General features: G+C 76.1%; 8 protein-coding genes. 4 read left to right on the top strand and 4 right to left on the bottom strand.

Annotated features, from left to right (window positions below):
• Positions 1 to 355 precede the first annotated feature (355 nt).
• Positions 356 to 3,061, bottom strand: a complete 2,706-nt coding sequence (gene valS / locus AC1050_RS04650) for a valine--tRNA ligase (protein ID WP_482386204.1) — start codon at positions 3,059 to 3,061, stop codon at positions 356 to 358.
• Between the two features lie 248 nt (positions 3,062 to 3,309).
• Between valS and AC1050_RS04645 the strand changes: the two genes are divergently transcribed.
• Complete coding sequence (locus AC1050_RS04645; RefSeq protein WP_482386203.1) at positions 3,310 to 7,191, top strand: Pls/PosA family non-ribosomal peptide synthetase; 3,882 nt, start codon at positions 3,310 to 3,312, stop codon at positions 7,189 to 7,191.
• Entirely contained in the window at positions 7,188 to 8,540 is a 1,353-nt protein-coding gene (locus AC1050_RS04640) for a M1 family metallopeptidase (protein WP_482386202.1), read from the top strand. Before AC1050_RS04645 ends, AC1050_RS04640 begins: the two co-directional genes overlap by 4 nt.
• 114 nt (positions 8,541 to 8,654) lie before the next feature.
• Here AC1050_RS04640 and AC1050_RS04635 read toward each other — a convergent pair whose 3' ends face one another.
• Together AC1050_RS04635 and AC1050_RS04630 are read right to left on the bottom strand one after the other, a co-directional pair.
• The gene (locus tag AC1050_RS04635) at positions 8,655 to 9,359 is read right to left on the bottom strand and encodes a 4'-phosphopantetheinyl transferase family protein (RefSeq protein ID WP_482386201.1); all 705 of its coding nucleotides are present in this window, start codon (positions 9,357 to 9,359) and stop codon (positions 8,655 to 8,657) included.
• A gap of 24 nt (positions 9,360 to 9,383) precedes the next feature.
• Positions 9,384 to 10,826, bottom strand: coding sequence for an MFS transporter (locus tag AC1050_RS04630; RefSeq protein ID WP_482386200.1), 1,443 nt, complete (start codon positions 10,824 to 10,826; stop codon positions 9,384 to 9,386).
• A 190-nt stretch (positions 10,827 to 11,016) separates the two neighbouring features.
• On the opposite strand from AC1050_RS04630, the gene AC1050_RS04625 reads away from it, so the two are divergent.
• A complete protein-coding gene (locus AC1050_RS04625; protein WP_482386199.1) occupies positions 11,017 to 11,862 on the top strand; it encodes a LysR family transcriptional regulator in 846 nt (281 codons plus the stop codon).
• 1 nt (position 11,863) lies between these two features.
• On the opposite strand, the gene AC1050_RS04620 is transcribed toward AC1050_RS04625, so the two are convergent.
• Positions 11,864 to 12,508, bottom strand: coding sequence for a hypothetical protein (locus AC1050_RS04620; protein ID WP_482386198.1), 645 nt, complete (start codon positions 12,506 to 12,508; stop codon positions 11,864 to 11,866).
• 121 nt (positions 12,509 to 12,629) lie between these two features.
• On the opposite strand from AC1050_RS04620, the gene AC1050_RS04615 reads away from it, so the two are divergent.
• Positions 12,630 to 13,007 (top strand): hypothetical protein, encoded by a 378-nt coding sequence (locus AC1050_RS04615; protein WP_482386197.1) that lies wholly within the window; start codon positions 12,630 to 12,632, stop codon positions 13,005 to 13,007.
• Positions 13,008 to 13,119: the final 112 nt, after the last annotated feature.

Here is a 13,119-nt window from a genome sequence, read left to right as displayed (position 1 = left end):
GAAGACCGGCTGCAAGACTATACAAGTCCGACGATACGTATGCATAACCGGGGTCGCCGGGCCGACGACCCCAGCGTGCCACGCCCGCGCGCACCCGCACGCGCACCCGCACCCCGCACCGAGCCCTCGTGCCTCCGCGCTCGGTGTCGGTCGGCCCGTGTGCCCGGTACAGCGCCGCGTCGCCTGCCGATTCTCGCAAGACCCACCGGGATGCGCGTGGGCGGTGCGAGAAAGCGCTGGCGACGCGCTGCGGCGGACGCTGGTGCTGGTGCTGGTGCTGGTGCGAGGCGGGGGCGGACGCACCGAGGGGCGCACCCGGGCAGGGTGCGCCCCTCGGGCCGCGTCGCGCTCCGGGTCAGGCGGTCGGCTGCTGCTTGGGCTCCGGGGGGAGCAGCTCGGCGTCGCGGGCGACGACCGACGCGTCCGGGGCGTCCGGGACCTCGACCACGTCGAGCTCGCCGGTGGCGCGACCCGCGGCACGGATGTCCCCGAGCGCCACCTGCACGCCCGGCAGCAGCGACGCCGGGACCTCGAGGCGCGCCCGCAGGATCTCGGTGCGCATGGAGACCTTGGCCTCGGACTTCAGCTTGCGCAGCGCGGCCAGCGCGGCACCCGCGGCGGCGACCACGCCCGGGTCGCCGTCCCCGGCGGCCTGGCGCAGCGGCTCGGCGGACGGCCAGGGCGCGCGGTGCACGGAGCCCTCGCGCCACCAGGACCAGACCTCCTCGGTGGCGAACGGCAGCACCGGGGCGAACAGCCGCAGCAGCACGTCCAGGGCCAGGTTCAGCGCGGCGCGGGCCGACGCGGTCTCCGGGGTGACGTCCGCGTCCGCGGCGCCCGCGCCGTACGCGCGGTCCTTGACCAGCTCGAGGTAGTCGTCGCAGAACGTCCAGAAGAACGTCTCGGTGAGCTCCAGCGCCCGGGTGTGGTCGTAGGACTCCAGCGCGGCGGTGGCCCGGTCGACGACGTCGGCCAGGCCGGCGAGCATCGCGCGGTCGAGCGCGTCGGTGACCAGGGCCGGGTCGAGCGCGGCCGCACCCTGCTCGGCGGAGCCGAAGCCGAGCGCGAACTTGGACGCGTTCAGCACCTTGATCGCCAGGCGGCGGCCGATCTTCATCTGGCCGACCTCGAACGCCGCGTCGGTGCCGAGCCGCGCGGAGGCCGCCCAGTACCGCACCGCGTCCGAGCCGTGCTCCTCGAGCAGGCCCATCGGGGTGACGACGTTGCCCTTGGACTTCGACATCTTCTTGCGGTCGGGGTCCAGGATCCAGCCCGAGATCGCCGCGTCCTTCCACGGCAGCGTGCCGTGCTCCAGGTGCGAGCGCACGACCGTCGAGAACAGCCAGGTGCGGATGATGTCCTGGCCCTGGGGGCGCAGGTCCATCGGGAACACCCGCTCGAACAGGTCGGGGTCGGAGCGCCAGCCGCCCGCGATCTGCGGGGACAGCGACGACGTCGCCCAGGTGTCCATGATGTCGGGGTCGCCCACGAACCCGCCCGGGACGCCGCGCTGGTCGGCGGTGTAGCCGGCCGGGACGTCGGACGACGGGTCGACCGGCAGCTGGTCCTCGGTCGGCACGATCGGGTGGTCGTAGTCGGTCTCGCCGGCCTCGGAGACGGGGTACCACACGGGGAACGGCACGCCGAAGAACCGCTGGCGGGACACGAGCCAGTCGCCGTTCAGGCCGCCGACCCAGTTCTCGTACCGCACGCGCATGAAGTCGGGGTGGAACCCGAGCTCGGCGCCGCGGGCCAGCAGCTGCTCGCGCAGGTCGGCGTCGCGGCCGCCGTTGCGGATGTACCACTGGCGGGAGGTGACGATCTCGAGCGGCTTGTCGCCCTTCTCGAAGAAGTTCGCCATCCGGTCGGTCTTCTTCGGCTCGCCGTCCAGGTCGCCGGACCCGCGCAGCCCGGCCACGACCGCCTCGCGCGCCGAGAAGGTGGTCTTGCCGGCGATCTCCTCGTAGGCGGCGCGGCCCTCGGCCCCGATCCACTCCGGGACGTCGCGCAGGATGCGGCCGTCCCGGCCGATCACCGAGCGGGTCGGCAGCTGCAGCTCGCGCCACCACTGCACGTCGGTCAGGTCGCCGAAGGTGCAGCACATCGCGATGCCCGCGCCCTTGTCCGGCTCGGCCGCGGGGTGCGCCAGCACCGGGACCTCGACGCCGAACAGCGGGCTGGTCACGGTGGTGCCGAACAGGTGCTGGTAGCGCTCGTCCTCCGGGTGCGCGATCAGCGCGACGCACGCCGGCAGCAGCTCGGGCCGGGTGGTCTCGATGTAGACCGGCGCGCCGTCGGCGCCGTGGAACGCGACGCGGTGGAACGCGCCGGGGTACGGGCGCGCCTCGAGCTCGGCCTGGGCCACGGCGGTCTGGAACGTGACGTCCCACAGGCCGGGCGCCTCGGCCTGGTAGGCCTCGTCGCGGGCGAGGTTGCGCAGGAACGCCTGCTGGGCGACCGCGCGGGCCTCGGCGGAGATCGTCTGGTAGGTCATGCCCCAGTCGACGGACAGGCCGAGCCGGCGCCACAGCGCCTCGAACTGCTGCTCGTCCTCGACGGTCAGGCGCTCGCACAGCTCGACGAAGTTCCGGCGGCTGACCGGCACCTGGTCCGCGGCCTTGACGCTCTTGCCCTCGCCGCCGACGTGCGGCGGCTCGAAGTCGGGGTCGTAGGGCAGCGACGGGTCGCAGCGCACGCCGAAGTAGTTCTGCACGCGCCGCTCGGTGGGCAGGCCGTTGTCGTCCCAGCCCATCGGGTAGAACACCTCGGCGCCGCGCATCCGGCGGTACCGGGCGACCACGTCGGTGTGCGTGTACGAGAACACGTGGCCGACGTGCAGCGAGCCGGACACCGTCGGGGGCGGGGTGTCGATCGAGTACACCTGCTCGCGGGTCTTCGTCCGGTCGAACGCGTACGTGCCCTGCGCCGTCCAGTCGGCGTCCCAGCGGGCCTCGACGCCGTCCAGCGACACCCGGTCCGGTACGTCGCGTACCGCGCGTACGGCCGCGGCGGCGGTCGTCGTCGGGGCAGCGGGGGACGGGGCGGAGGGCAGGTCGGTCATGGGCGACATCCTCCCAGAAAACCGGCGGGGCCCCCGACGTGCGACCGGCCGGGCGAGGAGGTCCGGTGCCGCGCAGCCCGCCGGCCACGGCGGGGGCGTCGGGCCGAGCGGGCTCGAGGTTGGCCGCCGGGCGAACGGCGGGTGGCGCGTCGGTGAACGGGGCCGGGGCGGCGGGGCGGTCCTCGCGGGCGTGTGCGACAGTTCCCGACGGCCGTCCGTGCGGGCGGCCGGACGAGCAGGAGGACCGCGTGGGCGACACCGACGGGCTGCTGCGGGCGGCGCTCGCGCCGGAGCCGCGGACGCTGCTGGACGTGCTGGGGGCCACGGTCGCGGCGCACCCGGACGCCCCGGCGATCGACGACGGCAGCACCGTGCTCACCTACGCCGAGCTCGCCGCGACGGTCCGTGCGGCGGCCACCGCGCTCGCGGCCGAGGGCGTCGGGCCCGGGTCGCGGGTCGGCGTGCGGGTGCCGTCGGGCACCGCCGAGCTCTACACCGCCATCCTCGCCGTGCTGGCGGCGGGCGCCGCGTACGTCCCGGTCGACGTCGACGACCCGGACGAGCGCGCCCGGACCGTGTTCACCGAGGCCGCCGTCCAGCGGGTGCTCGCCGAGGGCGACCTGCCCGGGCTGGTCGCCGCGGGCCGCCGAGCGCGCGCCGGTGCACCCGCCGGCCCCGGGCTCGCGGACGACGCCTGGATCATCTTCACCTCCGGGTCGACCGGCGCGCCCAAGGGCGTCGCGGTGACCCACCGGTCGGCGGCGGCGTTCGTCGACGCCGAGGCGCGGCTGTTCCTCGCCGAGGCCCCGCTCGCCCCGGGGGACCGGGTGCTCGCGGGGCTCTCCGTCGCGTTCGACGCGAGCTGCGAGGAGATGTGGCTGGCGTGGGCGCACGGGGCCTGCCTGGTGCCCGCGCCGCGCGCGCTGGTCCGCACCGGCATGGACCTCGGCCCGTGGCTGGTCGCGCAGGGCATCACCGTCATCTCGACGGTGCCGACGCTGGCCGGGCTGTGGCGGCCCGAGGAGCTCGCGGGCGTGCGGCTGCTCATCTTCGGCGGCGAGGCCTGCCCGCCCGAGCTCGCCGCCCGGCTGGCGACGCCGTCCCGCGAGGTCTGGAACACCTACGGCCCCACCGAGGCCACGGTCGTCGCGTGCGCGGCGCGGCTCACCGGCGAGGGCCCGGTGCGGATCGGCCTGGCGCTGGACGGCTGGGACCTGGCCGTCGTCGGCGAGGACGGCACCCCGGTGGCCGAGGGGGAGACCGGGGAGCTGATCATCGGCGGCGTCGGCCTGGCCCGGTACCTGGACCCGGAGAAGGACGCGCAGAAGTACGCGCCCGCGCGGGGTCTCGGCTGGGAGCGCGCGTACCGCAGCGGCGACGTCGTCCGGCTGGACCACGCCGGACTGCTGTTCGTCGGCCGCGCCGACGACCAGGTCAAGATCGGCGGGCGTCGCATCGAGCTGGGCGAGGTCGACGCGGCGCTCGGCGCCCTGCCGGGCGTGGCCGGGGCCGCCGCCGCGGTCCGGCGCACGCCGGCCGGTACCGCCGTGCTGGCCGGGTACCTGGTCGCGGCCGCGGGGACGACCCTCGACCTGACCGACGCCCGCGCGCGGCTGCGCGCGGTGCTGCCCGCGGCGCTCGTGCCGCAGCTGGCGGTGCTCGACGAGCTGCCGACCCGCGGCTCGGGCAAGGTCGACCGGGACGCGCTGCCGTGGCCGCTGCCGGGGAGCGTGGCACCGGCGGCGTCCGGGCCGGGCGCCCCCACCGCGGGGCTGTCCCCGACGGCCGCCTGGGTGGGCGAGCGGTGGACCGCGGCGCTCGGCGCCCCGGTGTCCGGGCCCGACGACGACTTCTTCGACGCCGGCGGCGGCAGCCTGGTCGCCGCCCAGCTCGTCTCCGCGCTGCGGGAGCGGTTCGGCACCGTGACCGTCGCCGACGTGTACGAGTACCCGCGGCTCGGGGACCTGGCGCGCCGGCTCGACGAGCTCGAGCCCGCCGCCCCCGTCGAGCACCGCGAGGTCGCGCCGACGCCCCGGCGGGCCCAGGTGCTGCAGACCGTGCTCGGCGTCCCGCTCGCGGCGCTCGTCGGGCTGCGGTGGCTGACCTGGCTGCTGGCGGCCGAGCAGCTGCTCGCGGTCACGGGCCTGGTGCCGTGGCTGGACCCGGTCCCCGCCGCGTGGTTGTGGCTCGGGCTCGGGTGGTTGCTGCTGATCAGCCCGCTCGGCCGGATGGGCAGCACCGTGCTGGTGGCGCGGACGCTGCTGCGCGGGCTGCGCCCGGGCCGGTACCCGCGCGGCGGCTCCGTGCACCTGCGGCTCTGGTTCGCCGAGAGCTGGGCGGCGGCGGCCGGGGCGGAGAACCTGTCCTGCGCGCCGTGGACCGCCGCGTACGCCCGGGCGCTGGGGGCGAAGGTCGGCGCGGACGTCGACCTGCACACCCCGCCGCCGGTCACCGGCCTGCTGACGCTCGGCGACCGGTCCGCGGTCGAGCCGGAGGTCGACCTGCGCGGGCACTGGCTGGACGGCGGCACGCTGCACGTGGGCCGGATCCGGATCGACAAGCGCGCCACCGTCGGCACCCGCAGCACGATCGCGCCGGGCGTCCGGATCGGGCAGGGCGCCCAGGTCGCGGCCGGGTCCGCCGTGCTCGCGGGCGTGGCGCCGGGTGAGCTGTGGGCCGGGTCGCCGGCGGCGTTCGTCGGCCCGGCGGCCGAGTCCTGGCCCGCCGGGCGCGCGCCCCGCGGCCGGCGCTGGGTCGCCGTCTACGGGGCGACCGCCGCCGTGCTCGCCGTGCTGCCGGTGCTCGCCGCCACCTGCGGGCTGCTGGTGGTCGCCGCCGGCGTGCGGGACGCCGGGTCGTGGGGCACGGCGTGGGACGACGCCCTGCGCGCCGTGCCGCTCGCCGCGCTGACCGCGTTCGTCGCGCTCGCGCTGGCGACGCTGGCCGGGGTGCGGCTGCTCGGCCGGGGCGTCGCGGAGGGGTACCACGCCGTCCGCAGCCGGACCGGCTGGCAGATCTGGGCCACCCAGCGCCTGATGGACGACGCCCGCAGCACCCTCTACCCGCTGTACGCCAGCACGCTCACCCCGCTGTGGCTGCGGGCGCTCGGTGCGCGGGTCGGCCGGGACGTCGAGGCGTCGACCGTGCTGATGCTGCCCGGCCTGACCACGGTCGGCGACGGCGCGTTCCTCGCCGACGACACCCTGATCGGCTCCTACGAGCTCGGCCGCGGCTGGCTCCGGGTCGAGCGCGCCAAGGTCGGCAAGCGCGCGTTCCTCGGCAACTCGGGGATGATCGCCCCCGGTCGCGCCGTGCCCAAGCGCGGGCTGGTCGCCGTGCTGTCCGGCGCCCCCGAGCGGGCCAAGCCCGGCACGTCGTGGCTCGGCTCGCCGCCCGAGCCGCTGCGCCGCACCGCCGGCGACGCCGACACCACACGCACGTTCGACCCGCCGACCCGGCTACGGGTGGCCCGGGCGGTCGTCGAGGTCTGCCGGCTGGCCGCCGTCGTGGTGGCCTTCGGGATCGGCGTCGCCGTGCTGCTCGTGCTCGGCGAGGTCGCGCACGCCGAGGGGCTGGGGACCGCCGCGCTGCTGTCGCCGGTCCTCGTGCTCGGCGCCGCGGGCGTCGCGGGCGCCGTCGCGGTCGTGGCCAAGTGGCTGCTGGTCGGCCGGGTCGGCGCGGGGGAGCACCCGCTGTGGAGCGGGTTCATCTGGCGCAACGAGCTGGCCGACGCGTTCCTGGAGGTCGTCGCCGTGCCGTGGCTCGGACCCGCGACGGTGGGCTCGCCCGCCATGAACGCGTGGCTGCGCCTGCTCGGCGCGCACATCGGCCGCGGGGTCTGGTGCGAGACGTACTGGCTGCCCGAGGCCGACCTCGTGACCCTCGGCGACGGGGCCACCGTCAACCGCGGGTGCGTGCTCCAGACACATCTGTTCCATGATCGTGTGATGAGCATCGACAGCGTGCGCCTCGACCGGGGCGCGAGCATCGGCCCGCACGGCGTGGTCCTGCCCGCGGCGAGCCTCGGCGCCACCGCGTCCGTGGGCCCCGCGTCCCTGGTCCTGCGCGGGGAGTCCATCCCCGCCGGCAGCCGGTGGACCGGCAACCCCGTGGCACCGGTGACCGCGTGAGCGCCGACGAGCCGCGCGACCCGTACCTGCCCGACCGGGTGCCGGGCGGGCTGGACGTGGCGCGCTACGACCTGGAGCTCGACTACCGGGTCGCCACCAACCGGCTCGAGGCCCGCGCCCGCGTGCACGCCACCGCGGCGACGGACCTGGAGCGGCTGTCGCTCGACCTGGTCGGCCTCAGGGCGTCGCGCGTGCTGGTCGACGGGCACCGGCCGGCACGGTTCGCCCAGCGCGACGGCCGGCTCGAGGTGCGGCTCGCGCGCCCGGTCGCCGCCGGGGCGACCTTGGTGGTCGAGGTGCAGTACGCCGGTCAGCCGGGTCCGCGGCGCGGCCCGTGGGGCGAGGTCGGCTGGGAGGAGCTGACCGACGGCGTCATCGTCGCCGGGCAGCCCGACGGCGCGCCGTCCTGGTTCCCGTGCGACGACCGGCCCGGCGCCAAGGCCGCGTTCCGGATCGTCGTCACGACGGAGGCCGGGTACGAGGTGGTCTGCAACGGCGCCCTGCGGTCGCGCCGGGCACGGGCCAGCCGGTGGACGTGGGAGTTCGTCCAGGACGAGCCCACCGCCCCGTACCTGGCGACGGTGCAGGTCGGCCGGTACGAGCGCACCCCGCTGGCGGACGGCCCCGTGCCGCAGGACGTGGTCGCTCCAGCGCGGCTGCGCACCCAGCAGGCGCACGACTTCGCCCGGCAGCCCGAGATGATGGCGCTGTTCACCGACCGGTTCGGGCCGTACCCGTTCGCCCGGTACGACGTCGTGGTGACGGACGACCCGCTGGAGATCCCGCTCGAGGCGCACGGCCTGTCCGTGTTCGGCGCCAACCACGTCGACGGGCACCGGGGGACCGAGCGGCTGGTCGCGCACGAGCTGGCGCACCAGTGGTTCGGCAACAGCCTCACCGCCGCCACCTGGCGGGACATCTGGCTGCACGAGGGGTTCGCCGCCTACGCGGAGTGGCTGTGGGAGGAGTCCTCGGGAGGGCGGAGCGCGGACGCGCAGGCCCGCACCGCGCGCACCCGGCTCGCGGGGCTGCCGCAGGACCTGGTGATCGGCGACCCCGGCCGCGAGGGCATGTTCGACGACCGGCTCTACAAGCGCGGGGCGCTGACGCTGCACGCGCTGCGCCTGGAGCTCGGGGACGACGCGTTCTTCGACGTGCTGCGGGCGTGGACCGACCGGTACCGGCACGGCACCGTGACCACCCCGCTCTTCGCGGCGTGCGTGGCGGACGTGACGCGGCACGACGTCGGGGACCTGCTGGCCGCGTGGCTGCACCAGCCCGCGCTGCCGGTCCTCCCCGCGGCGCCGCGCGGGCGCGTGGCACGCGCCGTGAGCCGCCTGCGCGGCTGAGCGCCGCACGACCCGCGCAGACCTGCCCACCCCTGCTTCCGGCCCTTCGCCGAGATCGCACTTCCCGCCTCTGTCGCGGTCGCCCCGCACAGGCCGGAACTGCGATCTCGGCAGTCACCCGCGGGCGAGGTCGGCGACGCGGAGGTCGATCGGCGGGGTCGTGCCGGGGGGCAGCGCCGTCGCGAGGGCGGCGACGTGGCCCGGGCCGAGGTCGAGGTCCGTCAGCCACCACCGCGTGCCGTCCGGCGGCGCCGCCGGCCCGGTCGCCGCGACGAGCGGCCGGCCCGCCGCGTCGGACACCCGCAGCGTCTGCGGGTCCACGCCCAGGCCGGTGCCCGCCGCCTTGAGCACGGCCTCCTTGCGCACCCACGTGCGCAGGACGCCGTGCCGGCCCGCCGCGGGACGCTCGCCGTCGGCCAGGGCGACGGCAGCCAGCCCTGCGTCCGCGGCGTCCCCGGTGCCCGCGCGCTCGACGTCGACGCCGACGGGGACGTCGGCCAGCGCGACCACGACCAGGTCCGCGGTGCGCGAGATCGACACCTGCGGCACCGGCCCGCCGTCGGCCCGTTCCGCCCGGGGCGCCCCGTGTCCGGTGCTGCCGCAGCGGCTGCAGCGCCGGCGGAGGCGCACCGCGCCGGGCCCGACGCCGCACGCCTGCGCGACCGCCCGCCGGGCCAGCAGCAGCGCCGCGGCGACGGCGTCCCGGTCGGCCGGCGCGGTGCGCGCCACGCGGGCCTGCTCGTCCGCGGTCAGCGCCGACGCCAGCGCGGCCGCCGGACGCACCGCCGCGGAGCGGACGCGCAGTTCGGGAGCGGGCACGGGCACATCATCCCGTGCGCCGGGTCAGGCCGCGACGGTCTCGCGAGTCGTCTCGCGAGCCGTGAACCGCCGGACCGTGCCGCGCACACCGGCGTCGCTGCGCCGGGCCAGTGCGATGCCGACCACCAGCGCACCGAGCAGGGGGCCGACGCCGCACGCCACCATCCCGGCGCGGGCGCCGAGGTGCTCGCAGACCCAGCCGATCAGCGTGCCGGACACGGCCTGCGCGCCCAGCAGCACCAGTACGTACAGCGCCATGACGCGACCGCGCAGGTGGGGGGCGACCGTCGTCTGCACCAGCGTGTTGCTGCCGGTCAGGTACAGCAGGGTGATGACGCCCATGCCGATCAGCACCGCGATGAACACCGGCCGGCTCGGCGCGGCCGCGGCCAGCAGCTGCAGCACGCCGATCCCCGCCGCGAGCAGCACCAGGTGCGTGATCCGGCTGCCGCGACGCCGCGTGGACAGCAGCGCGCCGACCAGCGCGCCTACTGCGAGCATCGAGGTCAGCAGCGCGTAGCCCCCGGCGTCGGTGCGGAACACCTGGTCGGAGTAGGACGCGAGCACGGTGGCCATGTTGACGCCGGTCACGGCGACGAAGCCGACCAGCACGACGGACCACAGGATGCGCGGGCTGCGCCGGACGTAGGCCAGGCCCTCGCGCAGCTGCCCCTTGGCGCGGGCGACGACCGGTGCAGGCGTCAGCTCGGCGGCGCGCATGACGGCCAGCAGCGCGACGGCCACGAAGCACGCGGCGCCGTTGACCATGAACGTCCAGCCCTCGCCGACCGCCGCGATCAGGGCGCCCGCGACGGCCGGGCCGACCAGGCCGCCGAGCTGGAACACCGCGGAGTTCACGCTGATCGCCTGGCGCAGGTGCTGCGGACCCGCGATCTCGTGCACGAACGCCTGCCGCGCCGGGTTGTCGAACACCGTCGCGAGGCCGCTGACGAACGCGGCGACCAGCACGTGCCAGGCCTGCACGTGGCCGGTGAGGGCGAGCACGGCGATGGCGAGCGTCGACAGGCCGAACACCGACTGCGTGACCATCAGCACCCGGCGGCGCGGGTAGCGGTCGGCGATCACGCCGCCCACCAGGCCGAGCAGCAGCATCGGCAGGAACTGCAGGGTCACGGTCAGGCCGACGAGCGCGGCGGACCCGGTCAGGCTGAGCACCAGCCAGTCCTGGGCGACGCGCGCGGCCCAGCCGCCGGTGTTGGTCAGCACCTGGGAGGCGACGTAGAGCCGGAAGTTGCGGACGCCGAGCGCGGCGAGCGTCGCGTTCCGGGGCTTCGGGGTGCTCGCGGCGGCGGCGTCGGCGGGCGTGTCGACCGGGGGAGCAGGGCGGCGGTGGAGCCCGAGGTGGGGGCGGTGCAGCGTCCGGGCGGGGCGGCTCGGGGCGGCGGTGGCGCGAGCGGGGCGGCGGGTGCGGGTCGGGGACAGGGACGGGCGGCGAGCCGAGGGCACAGAAGTTCCTTGCGAGAGGTGCGTGTCTGGGTACGTGCGGAACGGGGTCCGGTTGCGTGGTGTCCCTCTACAGTACGGTTGCCTGAGCGATTTTCTGATGTCATGGCGGCAATCAGTGTGATCACGTTCTGTAATAGTCCGGTGACGACGCCGCAGGTCAGCCGCGGCCGCTCCAGGAGCGAGGTGCCCCGTGTTTGACCCCGACCAGCTGCGTACTTTCCTCGCCGTTTCCGAGACGTTGAACTTCACGCGCGCGGCGGCCCGGCTGTCCCTGTCGCAACCCACGGTCAGCCAGCACGTGCGCAAGCTCGAGGACGCCGCCGGGCGCCGGCTGCTGGACCGCGACACCCGCGGGGTGCAGCTGACCGACGACGGCCAGTCGATGGCGTCGTTCGCCCGGACGATCCTGGCCGCGCACGACGAGGCCACCCGGTACTTCACCGGCTCGGTGATGCAGGGCCGCCTCCGGTTCGGCGCGGCCGACGACCTCGCGCTGGCCCAGCTGCCCCGGGTGCTGCGCGACTTCCGGCGTCTGCACCCCCGCATCACCCTGGAGCTCACCGTCGCGCAGAGCGGTGCCCTGCACCGGCGGCTGCGGGCCGGGCAGCTCGACCTGGTGTACATCAAGGAGGCCACCGGTCAGGCCGAGGGCGAGCTGGTCCGCCGCGACCGCCTGGTCTGGGTCGCGCTGCCCGGCACGGCCGTCGACCCGGACGCGCCCGTCCCGCTCATCACGTACCAGGGCACGTCGCTCACCCGGCAGGCCGCCGTGCGCGCCCTCACCGGGGCGGGCCGGCCGTGGCGGATCACCTGCAAGACGGTCGAGGTGAACGGCGTGCTCGCGGCGCTGCGGGCCGGCATCGGCATCGCGGTGCTGCCGCAGAGCCTGATCCCCGACGACCTGGTGCAGCTGCCCGCAGCCTTCGGGCTGCCTGACCCCGGGGACGTCGACATCACGCTGGTGGCCAACCCGCAGTCGCCGAGCGAGCCGATCTCCGCGCTGACCACCGCGATCCTCGGCAACGCGCCGCGTTGAGTCAGCCGGGCCAGGTGACCGTCTCGAGCTCCGGGTGCCCGCGCACGGCGTCGACGAGCGCGAGGGATCCGCTGACGCGCGTCCCCATGAGGTCGTAGTCGGACCAGACGAACCAGGAGCGGTCGTGCGCCCAGAAGTTCGTCGGGGTGCTCCGGTACGGCCCGCCGTTCGCCTGCACGAGGTCGGGGAGCGCGGAGAGCGGGCCGGTCCACAGCTCGTCCCGGTCCCAGTCCTGGTGTGGCACCGCCAGCCGGCCCCAGAAGGCCACGCACTCGACCGGTTCCGGACCCGGTGCGGACCGCGCGAGGACGTCGATGAGCGAGGCGAACGTCTCGGGGTCGAGCGTGCCGTCCTCCGGCCACCGCACCGTCGGGCTCATGACCGGGTGCTCGAACCAGCGGAAGCACGGGGGAACCGACCGGACGGTGCTGTCGTTCCCGGGGCGCGCCAGGTACGAGGCCCAGGTGACCCGCCGCCACCGCGCACCACGGCGGCGTCGCTCGTAGATGATCGGCAGAACCCAGGTGTCCGCCGCCCAGCCTTCCGGTGCGTATCCCGTCGAGGCCTCGTGCGCCGGACGGTCCGACAGCCACGCGACGGCGGACCCGGTGTCGGTCACCCGGACCATGCGGCCGCTCGTCGTCACGTCGTCATCCTCGCGCTTCCGGAGCGAGCGCGGATCCGCCGCCTGGGTGGTGCTCCGACCTGCGCTAACCTGCGGCGACGGCCGCCCCGGCCGACTCGTCCCGCACCTGGAGGACCCCCGCGTGGCCAGCGCCGACTACTTCCTGTCCGGCAACCCGGACGCCGCCCGCACCGTGCTGCAGGCCGCGCTCACCGAGCACGGCTTCGGGGTGACCCCCGAGCCGGACGGCTCCTGGACCGTCGCGCGCGGCAGCGTCGCCGCCACGGCGCTGCTCGGTGCGCTCGCGGGCCGGAAGAACCAGCGGCTCGTGTACACCGTCCGGTTCTTCGACCACCAGGGCACGCCGGTGGCCCGGTTCGCCCGCGAGTCGGGTGCGGGCGTGATGGGTGGCGCGATCGGGGTGCAGCGCTCGGAGTCGGTGTTCGGCGAGGTGAGCGAGGCCGTCGCCGGGCGGCTGCACGCGCAGGGGCACCTCGCGCACCTGCTGCGCGGCGCCTGACCCGTCGGGGCGACACCGGCCCGACCCCCGTCGGGAATCGCGGCGACACACAGGCTGGTTACCCTCGACGAGGGCGCGCGACCACGCGCGCCCTGGCAAGAGGGAGAGCGTT

The sequence above is a fragment of the Cellulomonas sp. NEAU-ZC6 genome, assembly GCF_056844425.1.
This window is presented reverse-complemented; position numbering and strand designations above follow the sequence as displayed.